This window comes from Caproiciproducens sp. NJN-50 (genome assembly GCF_004103755.1).
GTDB lineage: Bacteria > Bacillota > Clostridia > Oscillospirales > Acutalibacteraceae > Caproicibacter.
Genome location: NZ_CP035283.1, coordinates 1,530,553 through 1,556,620, shown reverse-complemented (window position 1 = coordinate 1,556,620; position 26,068 = coordinate 1,530,553). Strand labels below are relative to the sequence as shown.

The window sequence follows — 26,068 nt, the reverse complement described above, 5'->3', positions numbered from 1 at the left end:
ACCGGAAAATCGATTGCAAGAATTATTTCCTCCGGATCTCAATTTTGCGACTGTTTGCTCAAATAGGCGGCATATTCCTCCAGACACATGGAGTACTCCCGCATTTTTACGGCGTTGCCCGTGCCGACGTAACGGAAATGACCGGGCTGAAACTCCATGCCCGTCAGCGATTCCTTCTCGCTGGGAAAGCGAAGAATAAAACCGTAATACACACTGTTTTCAGAGAGCCAATGATATTGCTTGGCAGACGCAAAATCATCGCCCTGTTTTCCGTCTGCAGAAAATGTGACGGCCAGGCCGGTTTGGTTTTCACTGTAGCCGCCCTTGCCGACCGTATTCAGCGCCTGGTTTTCCGCACGGACACGGGACAGATTTCCATTCTTCATGAGCCGCTGAACCTCATCCTCGTAAAGGCGGTTCTGCCCGTCGGAATCCACATATCCCCCGGAGAGGGTCAGCGGGCAGCCGTCCGTCCGCGCCTTCTCCATCATCTGTTTCAGCGCCGGCACAATCCTCTCATCGACCTTCTGCCCCTCAAAATCCGCTAGCCGGACCTGATACCCCGACGGCAGGGGGTTCGATTGATTGACAAGCATCAGGCTCAGCGAATCGCTGTAGACCGGCAGGCCGCCGGATTTGGAGGGATTCATTTCAGAAAGCGCCGTTGAACTGCCGCTCGCCGGCGGCTCAAACAGCCCGCGCATCCGGGACCACGCCAGCAAACTTCCCGCTGCCAGAGAAAAAACGAGCGTAATCACGATGACCGTCATAAAGATCCTGATCTTTTTCATCTGGTTCTGACTGTGCCACTGAGCGTGTGTCTTTATTATTTTTTCCCGCCGCTTCCGCATTTGCTCCATCCATCCCGCCATTTCTTCTTTTTCTTATTGTATAACTTATCCGAAATGAATGCAACAGCAGGATCATTTTCAGAAGCCGTGCCAATTTATCGGCATTCGATTGATTTTTCTTCGTGATTCTAGTATGATTAGACTGTAAAAATAGGTAAATGATGCAAATAAGCAGTAATGGAATGAGGCTGCAGAAAATGAGGAAAACAAAAATTGTATGTACTCTGGGTCCGGCCACAAAAGACGAAGAAAGTATCCGGAATCTGATGCTTTCCGGAATGAACGTCGCCCGTCTGAATTTTTCGCACGGGGCCGGAACGGATCAGAAACCCTACGTTGATCTGGTCAAAAAGCTTCGACAGGAATTGGATCTTCCAATTGCTCTGCTGCTCGACACCAAGGGGCCGGAAATACGGATCGGCAGTTTCGGCAAGCCGTCCGTTACCCTAAAAACAGGGAACCGCTTCATCCTGACCACGCGCGATGTCACAGGGGACGAGCAGTGCGTCTCCGTCACATTCGACCGTCTGCCGCAGGAGGTCCATCCGGGTACGACCATTTTAATCGACGACGGTCTGATCGAGCTGAAAGTGGAATCCTGCACGGAAACGGATATTCTCTGTACCGTGGACAACGGCGGAACCATCTCCTCCCACAAGGGAATCAACGTTCCCGGCGTCCGCCTTTCCCTCCCCTTTATCAGCGAAAAGGACCGCCAGGATCTCGCGTTCGGCGTAGCGGAAAATTTCGATTTCATCGCCGCGTCCTTCACCCGCACCGCGCAGGACATTATAGAACTTCGCTCGGAGTTGCAGAAACTCGGCTGCCACAGCATCCGTATCATCGCTAAAATTGAAAATGCCGAGGGCGTTCAGAATATCGACGACATCATCAGGGTTTCCGACGGCATCATGATCGCCAGGGGCGACATGGGAGTCGAAATCCCCATGGAAGAAATTCCGATCATACAGAAAAAGCTGATTAAGAAAGCCTCCAATGCGGGGCTCCAGGTCATCACCGCGACGCAGATGCTGGACTCCATGATCAAGAACCCTCGCCCGACCCGCGCGGAGGCGACCGACGTCGCCAACGCGATTTACGACGGCACAAGCGCAATTATGCTTTCCGGGGAAACCGCGGCGGGACTGTACCCCGTGCTGGCCGTAAAAACCATGGCGAAGATTGCGGAACGGACGGAAAATGATATCAACTACATCGAACGGTTCAAAAAACGCGATTTTGACGAGCAGCCCAACGTTACCTCCGCCATTTCGCACGCGACCTGCACGACGGCGTACGACCTGGGCGCCGTCGCCATTATCACGGTGACGAAAACCGGTCGCACGGCCCGAATGATTTCCAAATACCGCCCCTCGCACCCCATCATCAGCGGAACGACGGAGCCGACCGTGCTTCGCCAGATGAGCCTCTCGTGGGGGGTCGTCCCGATCCTTGTGGATGAAAAGGACAATACGGACGAGCTGTTCGACCACGTGATCAACACGGCGAGAAAACGCGGCCTGGTGCGGGACGGCGACCTGGTGGTCATCACGGCCGGAGTTCCCCTCGGCGTTTCAGGGACGACGAATCTTTTGAAGGTCCAGCTGGTTGGCGACGTTCTGGTATCCGGCAGAGGCGTTTCAAAGGGAAGCGTATGCGGCAACCTTTGCGTCTGCAGGGATGAAGAGGAAGCAAACAAACGCTTTAAAGACGGGGATATTCTCGTTATTCCCGAAACTTCAAACGAGATCCTTCCCATTTTAAAAGCGGCCTCCGCCATCATTACGGAACGCGGAGGCGCGAATTCGCATGCCGCGATCGTGGGATTGACGCTCGGAAAGCCCGTGATCGTCGCGGCTCAAAACGCCACGCAGCTTTTGAAAAGCGGCACGGCCGTCACGGTGGATGCGGGCCGCGGGATCGTCTTCAGCGGGCGGAAATGCGAAAAAAGCGAATAAAGCCTCTTTTGGCCGGTGAAGTTTTTTTATCCGTGTAATTTCTATTTTTCCTTCGCAGCGCATACATGTGTTCCGGAGGTGAAAACATGTTTTATGTCAATGTGGAACGCGGAGTAAAACTTGCGGTGTACGATTTGAATCCGGCCGGCAGAAAAACGGTCTTTCTGATTCACGGATGGCCGCTGAATCACAGTATGTTCGAATATCAGCTCGATCTTCTTCCAAAGCTTGGGTTCCGGTGCATCTCTGTGGATTTGCGCGGGTTTGGAAATTCAGACGCGCCCTGGGACGGCTATGACTACGACCGGCTGGCCGACGATATCCACGAAATCATCCGGATGATCGGCGTTTCGACAATGGCGCTTGCCGGATTTTCCATGGGCGGCGCAATCGCCATCCGATACATGGCGCGGCACAGGGAATATAAAATTTCCCGGCTGGCCCTGCTCTCCGCCGCGGCCCCTTGTTTTGTCAGCCGGGAAGGGTGTTCCGGCGGGCTGCCGCTTGAGCAGGTCAATTCCCTCATCGCTCAGATCAGCCGGAACCGCCCGCAGGCAATATACGACTTTGGTCAGAATTTTTTCGCACAGCCGATCACACCGCCGTTTGGGGAATGGTTCCGCTCCATCACGCTTTCCGGCCCCGGCTACAGCACTCTGAAAACGGCGGAAACGCTGAGAGATGCCGACCTGCGGGCCGACCTCAGTCATATTACGGTTCCGACCGGGATTTTTTACGGTGTTTTGGACAAAATATGTCCGCAAGAACTTCCGCTTGCCCTGAACCGCGGAATTCGGAATTCCAAATTATTCCGGTTTGAAAAAAGCGGGCACGCTGTCTTTTATGATGAACTGGAAAAATTCAACCAGGAGTTTTCCAGTTTTCTGACCGGCTGAACCGCGCCCGCCGCACAGGGTGCGGAAACGGAGGAAACCGTCTATGATTGCGCAATTGGACCGAAAAAACTGCATCGGATGCGGTTTGTGCTCTTACACCTGCCCCGAAGTGTTCCGGATGGATGACGACGGCTTTGCAAGAATCATACGCGAACAGGTTCCAAAGGAAGCCGAACGGTCCGTTCTGGTGGCACGGGATGAATGCCCCGTATCCGTGATTTTTGTAGAAAAAGCCGCACCAAGCAAACAGCCCTGACCCGGTCCCGGGTCAGGGCTGTTTGTAAAATTGCGTCAGCACTTCGGAAGCTCCAGCACGGCTCCGCGGTTGCCGGAAGTGACCAGCGCGGCATATCTCGCAAGATATCCGCTTGTAATTCTGGGTTTTCTCGGCTTCCATTCCTTTCTGCGGGTTTCCAGCTCCGCGTCGCTCAGCAGAACGTCGATGCGGTTGTTGGGAATGTCGACGCGGATCCGGTCCCCGTCGCGAACCAGAGCAATCGGCCCGCCGACCGCCGCTTCCGGCGACACATGGCCGATCGCGGCCCCCCTGGTGGCTCCGCTGAACCTCCCGTCGGTGATCAGGGCGACGCTGCCGCCGAGGCCGCGCCCCATGATCGCGCTGGTGGGATTGAGCATCTCCCGCATGCCGGGTCCCCCCTTGGGGCCTTCGTACCGGATGACCACAACGTCTCCCTCGGCGATTTTCCCGGAATCGATTGCCTCAATCGCATCCTCCTCGCAGTCGAACACTTTCGCCGGACCTTCGTGTACCATCATTTCGGGCGACACGGCGGAGCGTTTGACCACGCACGAATCGGGGGCCAGATTGCCGCGAAGGACGGCGATCCCGCCCGTTTTGCTGAACGGATGCTCCACGGGACGGATAACCTCCGGATTCCGGTTGACGGCGCCCGCGATGTTCTCCCTCACCGTTTTTCCCGTGCAGGTCATCAGATTCGTGTCCAAAAGCCCCAGCTTGTCGATCTCATGCATGACGGCCGGAACGCCGCCCGCCTCGTTGAGTTCCTCGATGTAAGTATGCCCGACGGGCGCCAGGTGGCACAGGCAGGGCGTGTGGTCGCTGACTTCATTCGCGAAATCAAGGTTCAGCTCGATGCCGCACTCGTGAGCGATCGCCGGAAGATGCAGCATGCTGTTGGTGCTGCACCCGAGCGCCATGTCGACTGTCTCCGCGTTGCGGAACGCGCCTTCCGTCATGATATCGCGCGGACGGATCTCTTTGCGCAGGAGCTCCATCACCTGCATCCCTGCGCGCTTTGCCAGCTGGATCCGTTCCGAATAGACCGCCGGAATGGTTCCGTTGCCCGGCAGCCCCATACCCAGGACCTCCGTCAGGCAGTTCATGCTGTTTGCCGTGTACATGCCGGAGCAGGAGCCGCAGGTCGGGCAGCCGTTGTTTTCAAACTCGCACAGCGTCTCTTTGGAAATCCTTCCGGTATCGCATTCCGCGACCGCCTCCGAAACGCTGGAGAAGCTGACTTTTTTTCCGTTCACTTTTCCCGCCAGCATGGGTCCGCCGCTGACAAAAATCGTGGGAAGATTCAGCCGCGCCGCGGCCATCAGAAGGCCGGGAACGTTCTTGTCGCAATTCGGGACCATGACGAGGGCGTCGAACGCATGCGCCAGCGCCATGGATTCGGTGGAATCCGCGATCAGCTCGCGGGAAACCAGCGAATACTTCATCCCCTGATGACCCATGGCAAGACCGTCACAGACAGCGATTGCGGGGAAGACGAGCGGGGTTCCGCCCGCCATGGAGACGCCGAGCTTGACGGCCTCCACCACCTTGTCCAGGTTCATGTGCCCCGGAACGATTTCATTGTAGGAACTGACGACGCCGACCAGCGGGCGGTCGATCTCTTCATTGGTCAGGCCCAGCGCGTGGAGCAGCGCGCGTTTCGGCATGCTTTTTCTCAATGCATCACTGTTCATTGACAACACCTCACAGGATTAATTTTAACGGGAGCGTCAGATTGGTGCCGTTCCCGGCAGACTACTTATGAAAAAACTTTTTGGGCGTATCGTACGGACCCCATCGCGTCCGGAGAATAAAAATCGGCGTGAATTCGGTCGGCGTACTCCTGCGTCAAAACGGCGCCGCCCACCATCACTTTGCAGTCCGGAGCCGCCAGATGAAGCTGCCGGATGGTTTCCTCCATGCTCACGACCGTGGTGGTCATCAGGGCGCTCAGCCCGACCAGACGGACCCGCTGTCCAGCCGCCGCCTCGACGACTTTTTCCGGAGCCACGTCCCTGCCGAGGTCGAGCACGTCGAATCCGTAGTTTTCCAACAGAACCTTGACGATGTTTTTGCCGATATCGTGAATATCACCCTTGACCGTGGCAAGAATCACTCTGCCCTTTTTCTCCGTTTGCCCGCTCTCGCTCATTTTTTCCCGAAGGATCTCGAAAGCGGATTTCGCGGCTTCCGCGCTCATTAAAAGCTGGGGCAGAAACAGGGTGCCTTTTTCGAATTCTTTCCCAACCTGGTCGAGAGCCGGGATCATTTCAGAGTTGATGATTTCGAGAGGCTCCCGTCTCTCAAGGAGCGCGGTTACCGCCGAACGGGCGCTGTCCTTCAAACCGCGCCGGATCGATTCCTGAAGCGGCAAATCGCCGCCCGGCGGCAGCGCAGGTTTCCGCTCCTCCTGCCCGGAATATCTGCCGATATAGTCCAGACAGCGGTCATCCGCTCCGCTGAGGGCGCAGAACGCGTAATAAGCGTCCATCATCGCCGCCGAACCCGGATTCAGGATGGCGGCGCCGAGGCCGTTCTGCATCGCCATGACGAAGAACGCCGCGTTGATGCGCTCCCGCCCCGGCAGGCCGAACGAAATATTGGAAACGCCGAGGGACGTGTACGCACCGAGCCGGCCGCGGATCAAACGAAGCGATTCAAGCGTAACTCTCGCATTCTGCTGGCCGGCACTGATCGTCATGGCAAGCGGATCAAACACGAGATCCTTTTTTCCGAGCCCGTACTCTTCTGCGGTCCGCAGGATTTTTTCCGCGACCGCGAACCGGCCCTCCGCCGTCTCCGGGATTCCGCTTTCGTCCAGAGTCAGGGCGATTGCCACGCCCCCGTATTTCCGAATCAGCGGAAAGACCGACCGCATCGATTCTTCCTTTCCGTTGACCGAATTGACCAGCGGTTTGCCGTTGTAAACGCGCATGGCGGATGCCATCGCTTTTACGCTGGATGTGTCGATCTGAAGCGGCAGATCGGTCACCCCCTGGATTTCCCGGACCGCGCGGCTGAGAACTTCCGTTTCGTCCAGTTCCGGCAATCCGACATTGACGTCCAGCACCTGTGCGCCGTTGCTTTGCTGGGTGACAGCCTCACGCATCAGGTAATCCATGTCGTTTTCCCGAAGGGCCTGTTTCAGCCGTTTTTTGCCCGTCGGGTTGATCCGCTCACCGATCAGAACCGGACGCCTCCCGAATACGACCGCGCGGGAGTAAGAGGATATGACCGTGAGACTCTTCTTTCCAATCGGTTTGGGAACGATATCCCGGCAAAGCCGGGTCATCGCACGGATATAATCGGGCGTGGTCCCACAGCAGCCTCCGATGATCCACGCGCCGCTCTCCGCCATTTCCTTCATGTCGGCGGCAAATTCGTCCGGGGTCACGTCATAGACATTTTGTCCGTCAACGACCCGCGGCAGTCCGGCGTTTGGATTTACGATCACCGGAATCGAGCAGCACTCCAGGAGACCGGGCAGAAGACGCTTCATCTGGTCCGGGCCGAATCCGCAGTTTAACCCCAATGCGTCGGCGCCGAGGCCCTCCAGAAGCGCGGCGAACGCGGGGATATCCCCTCCGGTCAGCAGCCTCCCGGCCTCGTCGACGATCACGGTCGCAAATACCGGCAGTGACGTGTTTTCCTTCGCGGCGAGCACGGCCGCCTTGCATTCGAGGGTGTCGCCCATTGTTTCGATCAGAATCAGGTCCGCCCCGGCCTGTTCTCCCGCCATTGCCGCTTCAGCGAAAACGGATACCGCATCTTCAAACTCCAGGTCTCCGACCGGCTTCATCAGCTTCCCTGTCGGGCCGATATCCATAGCGACCAGTGCCTCTGTTCCCGCCGTCGCCTTCTTTGCCAGCCGCACTGCCGCGGAAATAATCTCTTCCACGCCGCGCCCGCTGTCCCGAAGCTTGATTCGATTCGCGCCGAAGGTGTTGGTTTTAATCAGGTCGGCCCCGGCCTCCAGATACCGCCGGTGGATGCTCTCGATCAATTCAGGCCTTTGAAGATTCCAAAGTTCCGGGAGTTCCCCCACCCCCAGGCCGTTGGCCTGGAGCAGCGTCCCCATGCCGCCGTCGAAGAAAACCATCCTCCGTCCAAGGTCATGTTTCAGATTCATTTGGGTCCTCCTTTCGGAACGGGCAGTGCTCCGCGCCGCATTCCATGCATTTCCCGATATGGCAGGTCGTACCGTCCGCCGTGATCCCAATGACCGCCGTCACCGATTTGGTCGGAACCAGCAGAAAGCTTTCCGTCATGGAGAGCCCGATTCGTTTCGGACAGTCGAGAAGGCGAAGGATATCCTTCTGGTGCAGGATTGAAAAGTCACCGTAACCGGGGCTGTACCGGGGCCGGAGGTGCAGCCCCTCTCCGGCAGCTTCCTCCGCCAGCCGTTCCTGAATCCAATCACAGTAGCTTTCCACCCTTGCGGCGGCAGCCGCCTGAAATACGGCCGCAAGGCTCATATCGGTCCTGGAATACCGTTCAAGCAGAAGATCGGCCCGCGCGCCGAGCGTCGCGGCAAATAGGTAAGCCTCCCTGCATCCGTCCAGGTGCACTCTCAACTCTCTGCTTTCGATTTTCAGCTCCCCGAGCGTAACGCAGCCGTCCCCGAGCACAACGGGAAAGCGGCGGAAAACGCTTCGCCCGGGACAGGTTTCGGCCAGTTGATCCAGGCAGAGCATCACTTTGTTCCGCACGTCCGCCGAAGCGGAAGAACCCCGGTAGCCGAGATAGCGGAGAACTTCATTTTCTTCCGTTCGCACGTCGCCGTTTCCCCTCCTTTTAGCCCTTTCCGGATAAACAAAAATCCCGTCTTCCTTTCTCAAAGAAGACGGGACGACAAATCCCGCGATACCACTTCCGTTTGCCCGCGCCTCACGGCAGAGGACCTCATCAGGTACGAGCCTCTCGCTCTTCATACCCTGTTTCGCTAACGGGAAACCCCGTCGCAGCCTAAACGGAAACCGTCTCGGTGCGCCGCTCAAAAGTGATTTTCAATCATCCCGCCGCCAGCTTCCTCCCAGCCCGGCCTTCGCCGTGGAACGCTCTCTGTTTGGCGCATTGGGACCATTTACTTTCTTTGTCACCGCGTTTGCAACATGAACTTTTCTTTATTATAACCGCGCCCGCGCTTCAAGTCAATGCTTCCCGCAAAAAGTTCTTCCTTGCTTTTCGGGTCCGCGTCCGCTTATAATTGAATGGGAGTCTGTCACAATATTTCATTGGAAAGGGAAATCACCGTGAAAAAAAAGATTGGAATTTCCGCGGCAGTGCTCGCCGTGTGCGCCCTGCTTTTCGCAGGTTATCTGGCGTTTCTCGCCCCCAAAGCGCAGAGCGGGCAGAAATCGGTGAAAATCGAGGTGGTCGTCGAGTCAAAAAACATTGACCGTACCTTTGAATACCGAACCAACCGGTCTTATGTCGCCGACTTGCTGGAAGATGAAAAAGGCGGTCTGCAGACCGAAATGGAGGACAGTCAGTACGGCAAATTTGTCTCCGGCCTGCTGGGAGTCAAGGCGGATTCCTCCAAAGAGTACTTCAACATCAAAGTAAACGGAACCGATGCCGCGGTCGGCGTTTCCCGGCTTCCGCTGGAAGATGGAAAGGTGTACACCTTTACGCTGATGCCGCTATGAAACAACGAAAACCCGACGTCCGCAGCGTCACGCTGGTCGGCGTGTGGGCGGCGCTGACCTTCGGGGTCAAACTGGTGCTCGCCCCCGTCGCCGGCGTGGAGCTTGTTTCACTGCTCCTTGCCGTTTTCACCGTCGTCATGGGGTTCGGCCGCGGCCTTGCGGCCGCTCTGGTTTTCACGACCATCACCGTGCTGGAAAGCGCCTATTACGGGGCCGGTGACTGGATCGTCCTCTATTACATCAACTGGCCCCTGCTGACGGTCCTGACTCATGTTTTTTTGAAAAAGGATTCCAAAGAACTGTGCGCCGCCGTGCTGCTCGGCCTGTTCGGGCTCCTGTTCGACCTTCCTTCCGGCGGGATCAAGCTGGTCCTGTTCGGACCCGTTTACGCGCTGACCTATCTCATCAGCGGAATCCCGTTCGATCTGGCCCACGGCGCGGCGAATTTTGTCACCACCCTGTTTCTGTACCGTCCGCTGACGGACAGGCTTGAACGCATGAGGAAAAAGAATTTTATTGGATAAGGAAACACGGCGGGCCGATGATCGGCCCGCCGTGTTTCTGATTGTAATACGAAAACTCCCGGCTGTGCCGGGAGTTCAAAAAAAGCTTTAGCGGTGATAATAGTAAAAAACCTCCTTTTGATATAATAAAAGCTGCGGTCTGCCAACTGCAACAAAACATATCAAAAGGAGGCACATTCGACATGAAGACGAATGATATAGATAGTTTAAACCATACGAGCTGGAATTGCAAATACCACATAGTGTTTGCACCCAAGTATCGTAGAAAAGTAGCGTACGGAAATATGCGGGCTGAGATAGGAAAAATACTGCGGGAGTTATGTAACTGGAAACAGGTGGAAATCATGGAAGCAGAGGTGTGTCCGGATCATATACACATGTTGGTAAAAATACCACCGAAGATGAGCGTTTCCGGATTCGTAGGATTTATCAAAGGAAAGAGCACTTTGCTGATATTTGAGCGGCACGCGAATTTGAAGTACAAATATGGGAACCGGACATTTTGGTGTAGAGGCTATTTTGTAGATACGGCAGGGAAAAATGACAAAGCAATAGCTGAGTACATCAAAAATCAATTGGAAGAAGATCAGGTTGAAGACCAGATGACGCTTAAGGAGTATGCAGACCCGTTTACGGGTAGCAAGTAACAAACTTTTGCAATTGGCAGACCGTACCAGCGCCTTGAGGCGCAGCCAGTAATACAGGGCTTTGCCCGCATATGAAGAACCCCCGGCTTTGCCGGGGGGTAACTATTCCCGAATTCGATCAGACGACGTCGTAACCCTGATCCTCAATCGCATCGCGGATCTGATCCGGATTGACCTTCGCAGGATCGTACTGTGTCGTGACCTTCTTGCCCTTTAAATCCACGGCGACGTTTTCAACGCCGTCCAGGGCGCCCACCGCCGTTTTCACGGCATGTTCGCAGTGGCTGCAGGACATGCCGTTTACATTCAGAATCAGTTCGGCTTTCGACATGAAAAATCCTCCTTCAAATTATGATTTGTATGATTTTGCGGGCTGTTCCATCGGATGAAAGCGTTTCAGGCTCAGCGAGTTCGTCACAACCGATACGGAGCTGAACGCCATCGCCGCCCCCGCGATCATCGGATTCAGAAACCCGAACGCGGCGAACGGAATGCCGATGGAATTATAGAAGAAAGCCCAAAACAGGTTTTGCTTGATCTTGCGCATCGTCCGCCTGGACAGGCGGATCGCCGCGGAAATCGTGCGCAGGTCCCCGCGCATCAGGGTGATGTCCGCCGCTTCCATCGCGACGTCGGTCCCCGTTCCGACCGCCATTCCGATGTCCGCGGTCGCAAGAGCCGGAGCGTCGTTGATGCCGTCTCCGACCATCGCGACCACTTTTCCCTCTTTTTTGAGCTTTTCCACCTCTTCCGCCTTATGCTCCGGCAGAACTTCCGCAAGAACGTGTTCGATCCCCGCCTGTTTCGCGATGGCACTGGCGGTTCTGCGGTTGTCCCCCGTCATCATATAGACGTCGACGCCCATGCCCTGAAGTTCCCGGACCGCCTCTGCGGAATGTTCCTTCAGCGTGTCCGCGACCGCGAAAACAGCTTCCAGACGCCCGCCGACGGTCATCAGCATGGCCGTCTTTCCTTCGGTCTCCAGCTTTTCGAGGACGGAAGAAGCGCCGGCCGCGTCGATTTCGTTCTCCTCCAGCAGCTTGCGCGTGCCCAGAAGAATGTTTTTTCCTTCCGAGACCGCGCGGACGCCGCGCCCCGGAATGGTTTCAAACTGCGAGGGGTCCGGAACCGTTTCCAGTTTTTCTTTGCCGTATTCGTAGATCGACACGCCGAGCGGATGCTCCGAGCGTTTTTCCGCCGAAGCGGCAAGCCTGAGAAGCTCCTCTTCCTCCAGGCCGCCGAATCTGACCAGATCGGTCACCTCCGGCTTGCCCTTTGTGATGGTCCCGGTTTTATCCATGACAACCGTATTCAGCCGGTAAGCCGTTTCCAGATGCTCCCCGCCCTTGAATAAAATCCCGTTTTCCGCGCCGAGTCCGGTGCCGACCATGATCGCCGTCGGCGTGGCCAGCCCCAGCGAGCACGGGCAGGCGATGACCAGGACGGAAACCGCGCTGACGATGGACCGGTTCAGGTCGCCGGTGGCAAAGAACCACACGAGAAACACGACGGCGGCAATTCCGATAACGGCGGGGACAAACACGCCGGAAACCCGGTCGGCGATCTTCTGGATCGGGGCCTTGGAGCCCTGGGCGTCCTCCACCATTCTGACGATCTGGGCAAGGACCGTATCCTTTCCGATACGGGAGGCTTCAAACGTAAAAGTTCCGTATTTGTTGACGGTCGCCCCGATGCACAGGTCCCCCGGCTTCTTTTCGACCGGGATGCTCTCGCCCGTGAGCATGGACTCGTCGATGGAGGAGGTTCCCTCCACAATGGTTCCGTCAACCGGGACCCGCTCGCCGGGCCGGACAATCACGCGGTCCCCGATGCGGACTTCCTCGATCGGGATGTCGCTTTCCCTGCCGTCCCGGACCACTCTCGCGGTTTTCGCCTGAAGGCCCATCAGCTTTTTGATAGCCTCCGACGTCTTTCCCTTGGCCACAGCCTCAAAATATTTACCGAGAAGGATCAGGGTAATGACGGTGGCCGCCGCTTCAAAGTAGAGGTCCTTGTGTCCGCCCATCGCCGGAGCCTCAAAAAAGACATTGTACAAACTGAAAAAATACGCGGCGGACGTGCCCATGGCGATGAGCACATCCATGTTGGCGCTTCCGGACCGGAGCGCGAAGTAAGAATTGCGGTAATACCGGAACCCGATGATGAACTGGACGGGCGTGGCCACGGCAAGCTGAAAATACTGATTGTGCAGCAGCGGCACGTCGATTCCAACCATGGAAAAAATCATGGCCAGAAGCAGAGGAGAACTCAGAATGACGGAAGCGATCAAAGAATATTTCAGACTGTTGATCTCCTTTTGCCTTGCTTCCCGCTCCCGGTCCTTTGACAGCTCTCTCTCTTCCTCCGCGCCGTACCCGAGAGACTCCACCGCGCCGACCAGATCCTTCACGCGGACGGCGGACGGATCGTATTCCACGGTCGCTTTTTCCGTCGTCAGATTGACTCCCGCGTTCCGGACGCCCTCCATCCGGCTCAGCTTCTTTTCGATTCTGGCCGAGCAGGCGGCACAGGACATTCCCGTGATATTCAGGACCGCCCTGCCGGTATGCGGCTCCGGATCGCGGATGACGGAATATCCGAGTTTTTCCACCGTCCCGTCCAGCTTCTCCGGGGCGACCTTGCCGTCGTCATACTCCACCGTGGCGCGTTCCATCGCCAGATTGACGTTCGCCGACTTTACCCCGTCGACCCTGCTCAAGCCCTTTTCAATCCTCGCGGCGCAGGCCGCGCAGGACATTCCGGATATTTTTATGGTTTCCTTTCTGACCATAAGTATCTTCCCTTCTGCGTTGCATTACTGCCTGTCGTCCGGTTTCTTTGCGCCCTGACGGTTCATTTTGCAGCAATCGGGAACCCCGTCACCGAACTGTTTCTGATTTTCCTTTGCCATTTTATCCAAAGATCCTTGGACCGATTTTTTCATTTTATCCCAAAATTTCATGATCATATTCTCCTTTCGGCATGAAAATGAACCTGCCGAAAACCCCTTATAGGATTCCCCGCGCCGCCGGTTTTAGACCCGGCGTTTCAATCGGATTGTTTTCTTTCAAGGTCATAGTCATCCAGAAAGCTGTGCTGTTTTCCTCCGCTTCGGTATCCGGGTACCATATCCAGATTGACATTGTGGACGCTGTGAAAAATATTCCGGTCGATTCCCGGGTTTGCTTTTCTGAGCTGTTCGATCAGCTCCTTGGTCTCCCGGCGTTTCGAATTCCCGCCGTTCAGTTCGCAGTTCTCCGTAAAGCGGCACGCGCACTGGATGAATCCAAGATGGTTGGAATCGCGCCAGCTTTTGATATCCGCCTCGTGGACCAGATACATCGGCCGGATCAGTTCCATCCCCGAATAATGCTTGCTGCGGAGCTTTGGCAGCATTGTCCTGATCTCCGCGCCGTAAAGCATGCTCATCAGGGTTGTCTCGATCACATCGTCAAAGTGATGGCCGAGCGCGATTTTGTTGCAGCCCAGCTCCTGCGCGCGTTTGTACAGGTAACCTCTGCGCATCCTGGCGCAGAGATAACAGGGAGAGCCGTCCTGGCGGGATACGATATCATAGATCCGTGTCTCGAAAATCCGGATCGGGAGATTCAAAAGCGCGGCGTTTTCCTCGATCCTTCGCCTGTTTTCTCTATTGTATCCAGGGTCCATCACCAGATATTCGGCCTCAAACGGAAAGTCGCTGTACTTCTGAAGATGCTGCATGCATTTCGCGGTCAGCATGGAGTCCTTCCCGCCGGAAATGCAGACTGCAACCCGGTCGCCCGGCCGGATCAGGCGGTAATCCTTCACCGCCGTCAAAAACGGGATCCATATCTTTCTCCTGTATCTTTTGAATATGCTTGCCTCAATCTCTTCACAGCTTCCCATTGGATTCACCCTTATGTTTATAGCCTATCATTCCGATATACTTAATGTATATCCGGTGTTTTGATTATATCCCTTTTTAGTCCACTTTGTCAAGGACCAAACAGAAATGAAAGCCGACCCGCGTCCGCCCATTTTCGTTCCGGCATCCATGCGGCCCGCGTTGTCCCGGCCGTCCCCGGCGTCACGATTTTTCCCGCTCCGTTTTTTCGGTATGGAACAGACTATTCCGATGTAATAATTTATTTCCGCCGGGCGTAAAATGTATATCATTATGATTAGGAAGTGATCTTGTGCTTTCGAGAGAAGAGTATGTGCAGTTGTCACTTACATACAATCTTTTCTGGCTTAGAATCATGAAGGAACACGCCGTTTTCATTGAGGGGACAATGCCTCCTCCCGGAAAGCAGCTGGGAGCCCAAGCCGATTCATTCCGCCGGCAGTTTGACCGGCTCCTCCAGTCTGCGATCGGCCTTGCGAACGGTTCGATCCCCGAGGCGGCATTGCAGTCCGGCCAATACTATACCCGCTACACAGAAGAAGCGGAGAGGATTGTCCGGAAGGATACCGGCATCGCCGTCAACAGCGATTTGACCCGCATGGAATACAACATCCAGCCCCTGAACCAGGGTATTGTACCAACACCGAGAAAAGAGCAGGAGGTCTCCGCGCTGAACCAGACAATATTGATGCAGACAAACGCCCTGGTGCGATTTAAGACGGATGTTCTGAATCGACGGAACGCCTGTACTCTTTTCACTTTCATGTACAATGCGGATCTGGAGCATGTGCTGAAGGAAGCGCAGAGATACAGCGCGATTCTGTCAAAGCTCCAGAGCAGGGACGAAAACGTTGTGGAAGACTATAAAAAATTCTGGATTCAGAACATGTCCGACCACGCTAAGGTGATGCGCGGCCAGTTCGATCCGACGGAAACAAAATATTTTGAACTTGCGAATCAGTTTGCCCAGACGTTTGACGCGATTTTGCAAAACGGAACGCCCAGCGACGGCGATATTCTGGAAGATACGCAAGCAATCAGCAGATTCAAAGCGGATGCGACACAGGGGATCATCGAATGCAAGGTCAAATCCATTATGCTCCCGCTTTATACGGACCATCTTCTTCGGGAAGCGAATCATTTCATTTATTTGATGCAGTCTTGAATCAAAGCTGATTGTAAATTATTTTCCGAAGCAATCCGGCGCGAAAACGATAGGATACTTGCACACCCTTTTAAAGAACTACACGCAGACCGTGAAACGAGCTGCTGACAACAAACAGCGATATGCTTCCCCTCGGGAGCACACCGCTGTTTTCTTGTGCAAAATATTTTATGCATTATCCACTCTGTCAGTATTGCCGTGAAAATGCCGTGCCGCCGTTTAAAGGCGGGGGGCGTTTCTGTGGCAGGACCTGCGTTCAGCACTATTGACAAACTATCTACTGTGTGTTACTATATAGAAGTAGTAAGTAATACAGAATACGATAGGAAGGAAGGGATTCTGCTGGAAAACCTAACGGAAATGCTTAAGGGCGTGCTTGAGGGCTGCGTCCTCGAAATTATAAGCCGCAAAGAAACCTACGGCTACGAAATCACGCGGCGGCTGAACGACCTCGGCTTCGCGGATATTGTGGAGGGAACGGTGTACACCATCCTGATCCGGCTTGAAAAAAGCAATCTGGTAGAGATCACCAAAAAGTCCTCCAATATGGGGCCGCCGCGAAAGTTTTTTGCGCTCAATGACGCGGGGCGTGAAGAGCTGCGCAGGTTCTGGGAAAAATGGGAGTTCGTATCATCGAGAATCAATGAGTTAAAGGAGAAAAAGCAATGAATTTTTGGGAGAAAGTCACAGGCAGCGATATGACGAAAGAAATGAAAACTTTTGAATCGCGGGTCAAAAAACTGCCTGCTGATTATCAGGCGGCGTGGGGAAAAATCAAGACCAACCTCTGGCCGCACTCAGATTTCACCGGCCGCAACCTCATGCCAATTCTTGACGGTGTGCTTGGCCTGCTTGAAGAATCGGCGGCGGACGGCCAGAGTGTCCGAGAGGTTTTGGGTGACGATATCAAAGGTTTCTGCTCAGCGCTGGCCGGCGAAGAAGGGGCAAAGTCTTATCGCGACAAGTGGCGCGAGCAACTCAACAACAATATCGCCAAGAAATTAAGTAAATAGGAGGATAAGATGAGAATACACGATATTATCGAAGGTAAAAAAGAATGGCGGGCGCACATGGCGCGTGTCAAAGCTCTCCCGCAGGATTATCAGATTGTCTATAAAGAGATTCAAAAATATCTCTTTAAGGTCGGCCCTGTCGAGCTGACCGAGGGGACGGGTCTGCTCTCTGGAATCGTCGATCTTTTTGAGGAAGGCGCAGCCTTGGGGAAAGGCGTGCTCGAAGTGACAGGCAGTGACGTAGCGGTTTTCTGCGACGATCTGATCAAAGATTCAAAAACTTACGCGGACATCTATCAGGAATCTGTTAGCCAGGAAGTTGACAAGGCCATGAAAAAGGTCACGGATAAGTAAAGGAGGATAGCGGGATGGAAAAAACGGTATTTTCGCCCTGCTTGGTTCCAATGGCGCGGGGCGTGAGGACTGGGGAAGTTCTGAAAAAGCGGAAATTTATCGCGTCCAAAATAAACTAGTTAAGGAGGTGCAATCAAATGCCTGAGTTTTTCGATAATTACTTCAATATAAAAAAAATAATTGAGAGCAAGCGCGAGTACAAGCAACAGATGGCAAGGGTGGAGGCTCTGCCCAAAGACTATCAGTTCGTCTTTAAAAAAATCCAGAAATATATGTGGAATTTCGCGGGAGGTGACGGCTATGACATGATGAAGATTCATTATGATCTGATAGAACTGTTCAAAGCTGGCGCGGCGGAAGGCAAGCATGTTTTGGAGATTACCGGCGAGGACGTGGCCGCCTTCTGCGACGAGCTTCTGCGCAATGCCAGAACATACACGGAAGACTGGCACGAGGCACTCAACCATGACATACTGAAAAAATTCGGAAGGGGGAAGGATTCAAAATGATAGATACCTCGATTCAAGTAAAAGGGCTGCGGAAGTCTTTCAAGGCCACGGAAGTCCTGAAGGGCGTCGATCTTGAAGTGAAGCGAGGTGAGATTTTCGCCTTGCTCGGCTCCAACGGCGCGGGCAAGACGACGATCGTCAAAATTCTTACCACACTGCTCAAACCGGATGGAGGAAGCGCTACCGTCAACGGCTTCGATGTTACGTCAAAGCCCGACTATGTGCGGCGGTCGATCAGCCTGACCGGGCAGTTTGCCGCCGTGGACGAGATATTGACCGGACGGGAAAACCTCGTCATGATCGCCAGACTGCGGCATCTCGAAAATCCCCGGCAGGTTGCGGACGATCTATTGAACCGCTTCGGCCTGACCGGCACCGCCGACCGCAGGGTTTCCACCTATTCGGGCGGCATGCGCCGCAGGCTCGACATCGCCATGAGCCTAATCGGAAAGCCGCAGCTTATTTTTCTCGACGAGCCGACCACCGGGCTTGACCCCGAGGCACGCATCGAGGTTTGGAAAACGGTCAAAGAGCTTGCTGATAATGGCACGACCGTGTTCCTGACCACGCAGTATCTGGAGGAGGCCGAGCAGCTTGCCGACCGGATCGCCATTCTGCACGAGGGCAGGATTATCGTGAGCGGCACGCTTGACGAGCTGAAAAAGCTGTTCCCGCCCGCGAAGGCAGAGTATATAGAAAAACAACCCACATTGGAGGAGATATTCCTCGCGATCGTTGGCAGGAAGGACGAAAAATGACGATGAATAGGCACTTTTTCAGCGACATGGGCGTCATGCTGGGGCGTTCCATGCGCCATATTTTCCGCAGTATGGACACTATTATCACCACTACCCTCATGCCGATCGCGTTTATGCTGCTGTTCGTCTATGTGTTCGGCGGCGCCATTCAAACCGGCACGGATAACTATGTGAACTACCTGCTGCCCGGTATTCTGCTGATCGCGATTGCAACCGGGATCTCCTATACGGCTTACCGTCTGTTTTTGGATATGCAGCAGGGCATATTGGAGCGGTTCAACTCCATGCCGATCGCGCGTTCCTCCATTCTGTGGGGGCATGTGCTGACCTCGCTGGTATCCAACGCCATTTCGGTTGTCGTCATCCTTCTCGTGGCGCTCATTATGGGCTTTCGCTCATCGGCGGGAATACTGTCCTGGCTTGCGATTGCCGGCATCCTCGCGCTGTTTACGCTGGCCCTGACATGGGTCGCGGCGATTGCCGGACTAACTGCAAAGTCGGTGGACGGCGCAAGCGCCTTTTCCTACCCGCTTATCTTTCTGCCATTTATCAGTTCGGCGTTTGTGCCAACAGCGTCCATGCCCGGACCTGTCCGCGCCTTTGCCGAAAACCAGCCGGTGACTTCCATCGTCGATGCGATTCGTTCTCTGCTCGAACGGCAGCCTGTCGGTAATGACATTTGGATTGCGCTCGCATGGTGCCTCGGCATTCTTATTGCTGCGTATCTATTCGCAATGCTTGCCTATAAACGTAAAGCAGCCTAATGTTAATAAAACACGGGTTAAGATACGCGGTGATGAAACGCGAATCAGTGTAAAACAACGGAATATATCAGTTGTCAAAGAGCCAGGCGCTGCGACGCGGAACCGATAACCAATGAGATAAATACTGGGCAAACAAAAGGACACCCCTCGACAAAAGGGGTGCCACAGTAACATATTGTAAGCGAGGCTATTCGATTACCTTGATCCAGCCCGCCGGAGCCTTGATTCGGCCCATTTGAATCCCGGTGAGTGTGTCGTGCAGTTTTTGAGTAATTGGTCCCATATTCAGCATTCCGCTCGGGAAACAGATTTCCTTTCCATGGTCTACAATCTTTCCGACCGGGGAAATAACGGCCGCCGTACCGCAGAGGCCGCACTCGGCAAAATCCTTGACCTCCTCAAAATACACTTCTCTTTCTTCCACTTCGAGGCCGAGATAGTCTTTGGCGATTTGCAGAAGCGATTTGCGAGTGATTGACGGAAGAATGCTGTCTGACTTTGGAGTTACGACCTTGTTGTCCTTTGTAACAAAGATAAAATTCGCGCCGCCGGTTTCTTCGACTTTGGTGCGGGTGGCCGCATCGAGATACATGTTCTCATTGAATCCGTTTTTGTGGGCCGTAACAATCGCATGAAGGCTCATCGCATAGTTGAGTCCCGCCTTTATGTCCCCCGTCCCGTGCGGCGCAGCCCGGTCAAAATCACTGACGCAGAGTGTGAGGGGATGCACGCCGCCTTTAAAGTACGGTCCGACCGGAGTCGTAAAAACACGGAATTGATATTGATCAGCCGGAGCAACGCCGATCACCCTGCCGCTTGCAAACATGTATGGACGGACGTAAAGAGTCGCGCCCGAGCCAAACGGCGGAACAAAACCGGCGTTCGCTCTCACCGTCTGGACGACCGCATCAACGAATCTTTCCTGCGGAAACACCGGCATCTCCAATCTCTTCGCGCTGCCTTCCATCCGTTTTGCGTTCATATCCGGACGGAAAGCCACGATATGGCCATCCTCCGTTGTATACGCTTTCAGGCCCTCAAAACAAGACTGGGAATACTGAAGGACACCGGCACATTCACTGATTGTAACCATGTCATCGTCAGTCAGTTTTCCTTCATCCCACACTCCGTCACGATAATTTGAAACGAATCTTTTGTCTGTCTTTCTATAGCTGAAGTCAAGATTCGCCCAATCGAGATCCTTTTTTTCCATCTCTCAAACTACCTTTCTATAATGAATTGATTTGATGAGTCTTATAAATTATCTCAGAATTATGACAGTAAGGATTTGTGCCCTGCGTCGGCGGTAAAACAAAAGCCCTAAGCTAACAGCTTAGGGCGAATTAAAAATCCGTGGTACCACCTAATTCAGAGAGAACTCCGCACTCACGCAGTATTAAATACCGCTTCCGCTATAACGGCCGGAGCACCGGTCGAACCTAATAGACTTTTCTCGTTCAGTTCAACAGCTCGGAAACGACTTCTCTGTTTTCTTCACGAAGATTTACACCGAACATCTTCTCTCTGCGCATTCAAAAACAAATACTTTTTCTTCATCGCTTTAACTATTTAAATTTTAACTATTATATTCCCAACTCTTTAAAAAGTCAATATCGCAGCAGAAATTGATTTGGATTAAATTTGATTTCCCCTTTTGAAAGCCAACGATCAGTCCCGCGCCTGGCCTACAAAAAAAGCAGCCAAAAGTCCAGGGCCGCAGTGGGAACCAATGGTGGGGCCGATATAACTGACAAAGGAGTTCCGAAAGCCAAAGCGGCTGATCATCTCCTGGGAAAAAAACTGCACTTCCTCTTTCTTGCAGTCCGAATGACAAATATACACCGTTTGTCTCTCGGGGCTTGTAACCAACTGCCCTAAAATATCGCCGATACGTCCGAGCGCGTGATTCCGTCCTCGTATTTTTTCACGGACGATCAAATGCCCTTCCCTGTCAAGATTCAGAATGGGGTTGATATTTAGGGCGGTAGCGATCATTTCGCCGGTCCTGCTTACCCGCCCGCTGCGATATAAATATTTCAGATCATCGGTCGTGTAATATGTATTGATATACACCTTTCCCTCATTGAGAGCTTTTTCACACTCCTCAGGAGATTTCCCCCCGTCACGCAAGTCCGCAGCCCAGATACAGAGCATTCCGTAACCAATGGAGGCCAGCGTTGAATCGATGACAAATAATTTCGCATCGGGATATTTTCCCAAAAACAACGTTTTGGCGATCATCGCATTGTCGTAGGTCCCGGAAATTCCGCTTCCCAGCGCAATATGAAGAATCGGCAGCCCATATTTCTGATAAAGCTCCGACCAGAAATTTTCGAATTCAACGGGCGTCATCTGACTGGTGCGCGGCACCGCTCCCCCGCGCATTTTATCGTAAAACGCCCGGCAGTCTCCGAGGTGCATCCGGTCCGCATATTCGACCCCGCCAACCGTGTATTTCATTCGATAGAAATAAATGTTCCGCTTTTCGCAATATTCTCCGGGTAAATCACAGCCCGAATCTGTTGAAACACAAAATTTCGCCACTTTCAAACAGATCCTTTCCTAATAAACGCTTCGTTTACCATTTTTCATCAAAACCGAAGACTCCGCACAGGCCGCTTTCAATTAGTATAGAACATGCGTTTTTAAATATCAATGGGAGCCAGGCAAAAAAGTAACCCGGACAAAAGCCCGGGTTACTTTTAATGGAATCAATTTTTCATTTTGGAGGCGTCACCCGGATTCGGACCGGGGATGAGGGTTTTGCAGACCCTTGCCTTACCACTTGGCTATGACGCCAATCTGGAGCGAACGACGAGGCTCGAACTCGCTACCTCCACCTTGGCAAGGTGGCGCTCTACCAGATGAGCTACGTTCGCATTTTGGTGCCTCCGGGCGGAATCGAACCACCGACACGGGGATTTTCAGTCCCCTGCTCTACCGACTGAGCTACAGAGGCATACTATGGCGACTCGGATCGGGATCGAACCGACGACCTCTAGCGTGACAGGCTAGCGTTCTAACCAGCTGAACTACCGAGCCAACTAAATGGTGGGAACAATAGGACTCGAACCTATGACCCCCTGCTTGTAAGGCAGGTGCTCTAACCAGCTGAGCTATGCTCCCGTCAACTGTTCTCACCCATTTATCAGCGACGTGTTATATAATACTATATTTAACCGCGCTTGTCAACACGAAAAACTACTTTTTTCAGGTTTTTTACCATAATCTTCTTTTCTTTCCGGTCCAGAGCATTGTGCCGGCCCGGTAATAATTTTCGGCGGCAGAAAACTTTCTTCCGCGTGCGCACCGGCGAAACGCAGAACGGCCTGCTCCAACAAAAAGTACAACAGGCCGCGTTAAAAGGAATCCAGCAAAACACCGAACCGCCCCGCAGAAGAAAGCTTCAATCTATTTATTCTTTTGTCCCTCTTCCAGCCTCTGGAAAATGAGCTCGTACCCGTCACATCCATAGTGAAGGGACCGGTTGACACGGCTAATCGTGGCCGTGGAGGCGCCGGTCGTCGCCACAATATCGCTGTAGACCTTTTTATTGCTCAACATGTGAGCCACCAAAAGCCTCTGGGACATCGCCTTGATTTCTGAAACCGTGCAGAGATCTTCAAAAAAAGCATAGCATTCTTCCGGAGTTTTTAAAGATAAAACCGCGCTGAACAAAAAATCCACGCTGTCGTCTTTCAGTCTCGAGTTCAATGCAACCACTCTCCCAACTTTAACAGAATATCATTACAAAGCAGAAAAGTCAAATAGAAGAACTATTTCTCCGCAAAGCTGCACGCTGAGAGAATTCTTTCGCGAATCACGCCAACGCCTTCCCCCGACTTGGCGGAGCACGGGACAATCGGAATCCCCGGACACGATCCAAATTTTTCGCAATACACTGCCTCCTGAGAAGAGCGCTCCGTTTTATTGAGTTTGTCGCATTTGGTTGCCGCAATCAGAAATGGGACTTTTCCGTCGCTCAGAAAACTTACCATTTGAAGGTCGTCCGGGGTCGGGGCATGGCGCAGATCCATCAGCTGCACGACAAGACGGATATCGCGCCGCTGGCGGAAATAGCCTTGCGCCAGTTCCGCCCATCGAAGTTTTTCCGATTTTGACACTTTCGCATACCCATACCCCGGCAGGTCGACAAACCGGCAAAAGCCAAGGTTGTAAAAGTTGACGGTTGCGGTCTTCCCCGGGGCCGAACTGGTCCTGGCCAGAGACTTGCGCAGAAGCAGACGGTTGATCAGCGACGACTTTCCTGCGTTCGATCTGCCGGAAAAAGCAATTTCCGGCAGGGTTGAAGCTGGAAGCTGATCCGAGCGGCCGGCCGAAAGTTCGAAAAAAGCCGTTTCAATCCCCATATTCCGGCACCGTCACTGCGGAATTGAGGCTGTGCCGGAAGAAATGCGGTCAATTTTATTTGCGGCCGGGAGCGCCATCGGCTCAGAAGCGTCCGACGCTTCCTGAGGCGTCGGCATTTTTGTCAGCGCAATTTTCAAAACCTGATCGATTTGATCAACCGGCTTGAACTGGATGGAATTTTTCACTGTGGTATCGATTTCTTCGAGGTCCGCGACATTGTCGGAAGGGATGATAACGGTTTTGACTCCGGAGCGGTAAGCCGCCATCGTCTTTTCCTTCAGTCCGCCGATTGGCAGCACGCGGCCAAGCAGGGTGATTTCACCCGTCATGGCAACATCATGCCGGACGGGAATCTTGCAGAGCGCCGACGTAATAGCCGTAGCCATCGCCGTACCCGCGGACGGTCCGTCCTTTGGAATCGCGCCTTCCGGAGCGTGAATATGAATATCATACTTCGTGTAAAAATCGTGGCTGATCCCAAGGCCCCTGGCCCTTGTGCGGATGCAGCTGATCGCGGTGCGCGCGGATTCCTTCATCACGTCGCCAAGCGAGCCGGTCAGCTCAAGTTTTCCGGTCCCGTCCATCACGGCGACCTCAATCGGCAGAAGAGTCCCGCCTACGCTGGTCCAGGCCAGTCCGTTGACCAGTCCGACCATATCCTGCTGGCTTCGGCTGTCCTCCTTGAATTTTTCCGGTCCAAGAAGCTCCTCGATTTTTTTGGGGCTGATCGTAATCCTTTTTTTACGGTCCTCCACAAAATATTTTGCGCATTTTCTGCACAGTGAAGCAATATTGCGCTCCAGAGTCCTGACGCCGGCCTCCCTTGTGTAGCCGTCGATCAGTTTATGAACGGCCTCAGGCGTAATCCTCAGCTGTGCGGAGGCGATTCCATGCTTTTTCAGCTGCTTGGGAATCAGATGCTTCACAGCAATATTGTATTTTTCCAGATGCGTGTAACTCCCCAGCGTAATGACATCCATTCTGTCATACAGGGGCTCCGGAATCGCGCTTGCGTCGTTTGCGGTCGTAATGAACAGCACATTGCTCAGGTCGAACGGCATATCGATATAATGGTCGTAGAAAGCGTTGTTCTGTTCGGAATCCAAAACTTCAAGAAGGGCGGAAGAGGGATCGCCGCGAAAATTGTTGCCCATCTTATCGATCTCATCGAGCAGAATCAGCGGGTTGTTGGTTCCCGCCTGCTTCATGGCATTGATGATCCGCCCCGGCATGGAGCCGATATAGGTGCGCCGGTGCCCCACGATATCTGATTCGTCGCGGACGCCGCCAAGTGATACGCGAACGTATTTGCGGCCGGTCGCCTCCGCGATCGAATGGGCGATCGACGTCTTGCCGACCCCCGGAGGGCCGACCAGGCAGACGATCTGCCCACGGATATCAGGCGAGAGTTTTTTCACGGCCAGTACTTCCAGAATGCGTTCCTTTACTTTTTCCAGGCCGTAATGCTCCCTGTCAAGGATCCTGCGGGCTTTTCTCAAATCGATATGCTCTTTGCTGGAAACATTCCACGGCAGCTCCAGGCAGGTTTCCAGGTAACTGACGATCACGCTTCCCTCATGGGAACCATCCGGCATTTTGGACAAACGGTCGCATTCCTTCATCAGCTTTTCATGCTGCGCTTTCGGCAGGCCGAGTTTTTCGATCCTCTCGCGCAATTCGTCCGCTTCCTGCTGGGGATTGTCGTCTTCTCCGAGCTCGTAGGAGATCGCCTTCATCTGCTCGCGCAGGAAGTACTCCCTCTGGTTGCGGTCGATCTGTTCTTTTGCCTTTTCGCTGATCTGGGTCTCAATGGAAAGAACCTGCGTTTCCTTTTTCAGAATTGCCGCGAGCTTTTCCAGCCTGCGGAGCGGATGCAGTTCCTCCAGGATTGTCTGTTTTTCCTCAAAATCAAACATGATATTGGACGCGATATAATCCGCCAGTTCCCCGCAGTCTTTTTTCTGCACAACGCCGATTACAATATCCGGCGGAATGTGAGTGTAGTTCTGAATAAACTGCTCAAAAAGGTTTTGCGTATAACGAATCAGCGCCTCTGATCTCCTGGTCGACCGGGACGGCAGAGTCTCAACCCGCTGCAAATGAACCAGCAGGAAAGGGTTCTCCGATTCATAGGACGTCGCATTCGCACGGTAAAGCCCCTCTGCAAACAGACGGACTCCGTCGTCGTTGCGCCGGATCACCTGCTTGATTTTTGCAACGACCCCCATGGAAAAAATCTGTTCCGCAGACGGGTCGTTTTCGGAAAGATCTTTTTGAGCAACAAGGAAAATCAATTGATTTTCCTCCATCGCTTTTTCCAGCGCAAGAATGGATTTTCGGCGGCCGACGTCAAACTGAAGCAGCATGCCCGGAAAGATAACGAGCCCTCTCAGTGCAAGAGCCGGAATAGCGGCGGATTCGTGTTGTATGTCAGTTTCTATCATACTCATAGTAAGCTCCTTGAA

General features: G+C 53.7%; 26 protein-coding genes, 5 tRNA genes and 1 other annotated feature. Of the genes, 13 read left to right on the top strand and 18 right to left on the bottom strand.

From position 1 onward, the window contains the following. Positions 1–38: 38 nt before the first annotated feature. Positions 39–851 carry a M15 family metallopeptidase gene (locus EQM14_RS07495; RefSeq protein ID WP_164919005.1) on the bottom strand — a complete coding sequence of 271 codons (813 nt, stop codon included), beginning with the start codon at positions 849–851 and terminating at the stop codon, positions 39–41. Positions 852–1,048: 197 nt separating this feature from the next. Between EQM14_RS07495 and pyk the strand changes: the two genes are divergently transcribed. From pyk to EQM14_RS07480, 3 genes are all read left to right on the top strand, one after another. Then, positions 1,049–2,809 carry a pyruvate kinase gene (gene pyk / locus EQM14_RS07490; protein ID WP_128742361.1) on the top strand — a complete coding sequence of 587 codons (1,761 nt, stop codon included), beginning with the start codon at positions 1,049–1,051 and terminating at the stop codon, positions 2,807–2,809. A gap of 86 nt (positions 2,810–2,895) precedes the next feature. Beyond that, positions 2,896–3,705 (top strand): alpha/beta fold hydrolase, encoded by an 810-nt coding sequence (locus EQM14_RS07485; protein ID WP_128742360.1) that lies wholly within the window; start codon positions 2,896–2,898, stop codon positions 3,703–3,705. A 43-nt stretch (positions 3,706–3,748) separates the two neighbouring features. Beyond that, positions 3,749–3,961 carry a ferredoxin gene (locus EQM14_RS07480; protein ID WP_128742359.1) on the top strand — a complete coding sequence of 71 codons (213 nt, stop codon included), beginning with the start codon at positions 3,749–3,751 and terminating at the stop codon, positions 3,959–3,961. Positions 3,962–3,996: 35 nt separating this feature from the next. Here the strand turns inward: EQM14_RS07480 and ilvD are convergent, their stop codons facing one another. The 3 genes from ilvD to EQM14_RS07465 form a co-directional block, all read right to left on the bottom strand. Further along, the gene (gene ilvD, locus EQM14_RS07475; protein ID WP_128742358.1) at positions 3,997–5,658 is read right to left on the bottom strand and encodes a dihydroxy-acid dehydratase; all 1,662 of its coding nucleotides are present in this window, start codon (positions 5,656–5,658) and stop codon (positions 3,997–3,999) included. Positions 5,659–5,723: 65 nt separating this feature from the next. Next, entirely contained in the window at positions 5,724–8,093 is a 2,370-nt protein-coding gene (locus tag EQM14_RS07470; protein ID WP_128742357.1) for a homocysteine S-methyltransferase family protein, read from the bottom strand. Then, complete coding sequence (locus EQM14_RS07465) at positions 8,077–8,895, bottom strand: vitamin B12 dependent-methionine synthase activation domain-containing protein (protein WP_128742356.1); 819 nt, start codon at positions 8,893–8,895, stop codon at positions 8,077–8,079. Before EQM14_RS07465 ends, EQM14_RS07470 begins: the two co-directional genes overlap by 17 nt. Before the next feature lie 321 nt (positions 8,896–9,216). Between EQM14_RS07465 and EQM14_RS07460 the strand changes: the two genes are divergently transcribed. From EQM14_RS07460 to tnpA, 3 genes are all read left to right on the top strand, one after another. Next, positions 9,217–9,612: a DUF4430 domain-containing protein gene (locus EQM14_RS07460; RefSeq protein WP_164919004.1), complete on the top strand. Its 396-nt coding sequence runs from the start codon at positions 9,217–9,219 to the stop codon at positions 9,610–9,612. Next, entirely contained in the window at positions 9,609–10,136 is a 528-nt protein-coding gene (locus EQM14_RS07455; protein ID WP_128742354.1) for a hypothetical protein, read from the top strand. The genes EQM14_RS07460 and EQM14_RS07455 overlap by 4 nt, the downstream gene beginning before the upstream one ends. A gap of 182 nt (positions 10,137–10,318) precedes the next feature. After that, entirely contained in the window at positions 10,319–10,783 is a 465-nt protein-coding gene (gene tnpA, locus EQM14_RS07450; protein ID WP_128742353.1) for an IS200/IS605 family transposase, read from the top strand. A 118-nt stretch (positions 10,784–10,901) separates the two neighbouring features. Here tnpA and copZ read toward each other — a convergent pair whose 3' ends face one another. The 4 genes from copZ to EQM14_RS07435 form a co-directional block, all read right to left on the bottom strand. Beyond that, a complete protein-coding gene (gene copZ, locus EQM14_RS07445; RefSeq protein WP_128742352.1) occupies positions 10,902–11,114 on the bottom strand; it encodes a copper chaperone CopZ in 213 nt (70 codons plus the stop codon). An 18-nt stretch (positions 11,115–11,132) separates the two neighbouring features. Beyond that, positions 11,133–13,574: a heavy metal translocating P-type ATPase gene (locus tag EQM14_RS07440; RefSeq protein WP_128742351.1), complete on the bottom strand. Its 2,442-nt coding sequence runs from the start codon at positions 13,572–13,574 to the stop codon at positions 11,133–11,135. 24 nt (positions 13,575–13,598) lie between these two features. After that, positions 13,599–13,745 carry an LDCC motif putative metal-binding protein gene (locus EQM14_RS16330; protein ID WP_164919003.1) on the bottom strand — a complete coding sequence of 49 codons (147 nt, stop codon included), beginning with the start codon at positions 13,743–13,745 and terminating at the stop codon, positions 13,599–13,601. Between the two features lie 86 nt (positions 13,746–13,831). Beyond that, positions 13,832–14,671: a tRNA lysidine(34) synthetase gene (locus EQM14_RS07435; protein ID WP_128742350.1), complete on the bottom strand. Its 840-nt coding sequence runs from the start codon at positions 14,669–14,671 to the stop codon at positions 13,832–13,834. 290 nt (positions 14,672–14,961) lie between these two features. Here EQM14_RS07435 and EQM14_RS07430 point away from each other — a divergent pair, with 290 nt between their 5' ends. The 7 genes from EQM14_RS07430 (at position 14,962) to EQM14_RS07400 (ending at position 19,232) form a co-directional block, all read left to right on the top strand. Continuing rightward, positions 14,962–15,834, top strand: coding sequence for a DUF2935 domain-containing protein (locus tag EQM14_RS07430; protein WP_128742349.1), 873 nt, complete (start codon positions 14,962–14,964; stop codon positions 15,832–15,834). Between the two features lie 339 nt (positions 15,835–16,173). Beyond that, complete coding sequence (locus EQM14_RS07425) at positions 16,174–16,503, top strand: PadR family transcriptional regulator (RefSeq protein ID WP_128744273.1); 330 nt, start codon at positions 16,174–16,176, stop codon at positions 16,501–16,503. After that, positions 16,500–16,847 (top strand): DUF1048 domain-containing protein, encoded by a 348-nt coding sequence (locus tag EQM14_RS07420; protein ID WP_128742348.1) that lies wholly within the window; start codon positions 16,500–16,502, stop codon positions 16,845–16,847. Before EQM14_RS07425 ends, EQM14_RS07420 begins: the two co-directional genes overlap by 4 nt. Before the next feature lie 9 nt (positions 16,848–16,856). Continuing rightward, complete coding sequence (locus EQM14_RS07415; RefSeq protein ID WP_128742347.1) at positions 16,857–17,201, top strand: DUF1048 domain-containing protein; 345 nt, start codon at positions 16,857–16,859, stop codon at positions 17,199–17,201. A 137-nt stretch (positions 17,202–17,338) separates the two neighbouring features. Continuing rightward, a complete protein-coding gene (locus EQM14_RS07410) occupies positions 17,339–17,710 on the top strand; it encodes a DUF1048 domain-containing protein (protein WP_128742346.1) in 372 nt (123 codons plus the stop codon). Further along, complete coding sequence (locus tag EQM14_RS07405) at positions 17,707–18,468, top strand: ATP-binding cassette domain-containing protein (RefSeq protein WP_205703215.1); 762 nt, start codon at positions 17,707–17,709, stop codon at positions 18,466–18,468. The genes EQM14_RS07410 and EQM14_RS07405 overlap by 4 nt, the downstream gene beginning before the upstream one ends. Positions 18,469–18,470: 2 nt before the next feature. Further along, complete coding sequence (locus EQM14_RS07400; RefSeq protein WP_128744271.1) at positions 18,471–19,232, top strand: ABC transporter permease; 762 nt, start codon at positions 18,471–18,473, stop codon at positions 19,230–19,232. Between the two features lie 187 nt (positions 19,233–19,419). Here EQM14_RS07400 and EQM14_RS07395 read toward each other — a convergent pair whose 3' ends face one another. The 10 genes from EQM14_RS07395 to lon all read right to left on the bottom strand — a co-directional run bounded on the left by EQM14_RS07395 (position 19,420) and on the right by lon (position 26,047). Further along, positions 19,420–20,445 (bottom strand): branched-chain amino acid aminotransferase, encoded by a 1,026-nt coding sequence (locus EQM14_RS07395; RefSeq protein ID WP_128742345.1) that lies wholly within the window; start codon positions 20,443–20,445, stop codon positions 19,420–19,422. A gap of 118 nt (positions 20,446–20,563) precedes the next feature. Continuing rightward, positions 20,564–20,798: a binding site (T-box leader), on the bottom strand. A gap of 102 nt (positions 20,799–20,900) precedes the next feature. Then, positions 20,901–21,776, bottom strand: a complete 876-nt coding sequence (locus EQM14_RS07390) for a DegV family protein (protein WP_243112776.1) — start codon at positions 21,774–21,776, stop codon at positions 20,901–20,903. Between the two features lie 181 nt (positions 21,777–21,957). Then, positions 21,958–22,031, bottom strand: a tRNA-Cys gene (locus EQM14_RS07385). Between the two features lie 4 nt (positions 22,032–22,035). Then, positions 22,036–22,111: transfer RNA gene (locus EQM14_RS07380), tRNA-Gly, on the bottom strand. 4 nt (positions 22,112–22,115) lie between these two features. Next, positions 22,116–22,191, bottom strand: a tRNA-Phe gene (locus EQM14_RS07375). Positions 22,192–22,197: 6 nt separating this feature from the next. Then, a tRNA-Asp gene (locus tag EQM14_RS07370) sits at positions 22,198–22,274 on the bottom strand. Positions 22,275–22,281: 7 nt separating this feature from the next. Continuing rightward, positions 22,282–22,358 (bottom strand) — tRNA-Val (locus EQM14_RS07365). Between the two features lie 285 nt (positions 22,359–22,643). After that, positions 22,644–22,946 carry a YerC/YecD family TrpR-related protein gene (locus tag EQM14_RS07360; protein WP_128742343.1) on the bottom strand — a complete coding sequence of 101 codons (303 nt, stop codon included), beginning with the start codon at positions 22,944–22,946 and terminating at the stop codon, positions 22,644–22,646. A 62-nt stretch (positions 22,947–23,008) separates the two neighbouring features. Next, the gene (yihA, locus tag EQM14_RS07355; RefSeq protein WP_128742342.1) at positions 23,009–23,602 is read right to left on the bottom strand and encodes a ribosome biogenesis GTP-binding protein YihA/YsxC; all 594 of its coding nucleotides are present in this window, start codon (positions 23,600–23,602) and stop codon (positions 23,009–23,011) included. Between the two features lie 12 nt (positions 23,603–23,614). Then, positions 23,615–26,047, bottom strand: a complete 2,433-nt coding sequence (gene lon / locus EQM14_RS07350; RefSeq protein WP_128742341.1) for an endopeptidase La — start codon at positions 26,045–26,047, stop codon at positions 23,615–23,617. Positions 26,048–26,068: the final 21 nt, after the last annotated feature.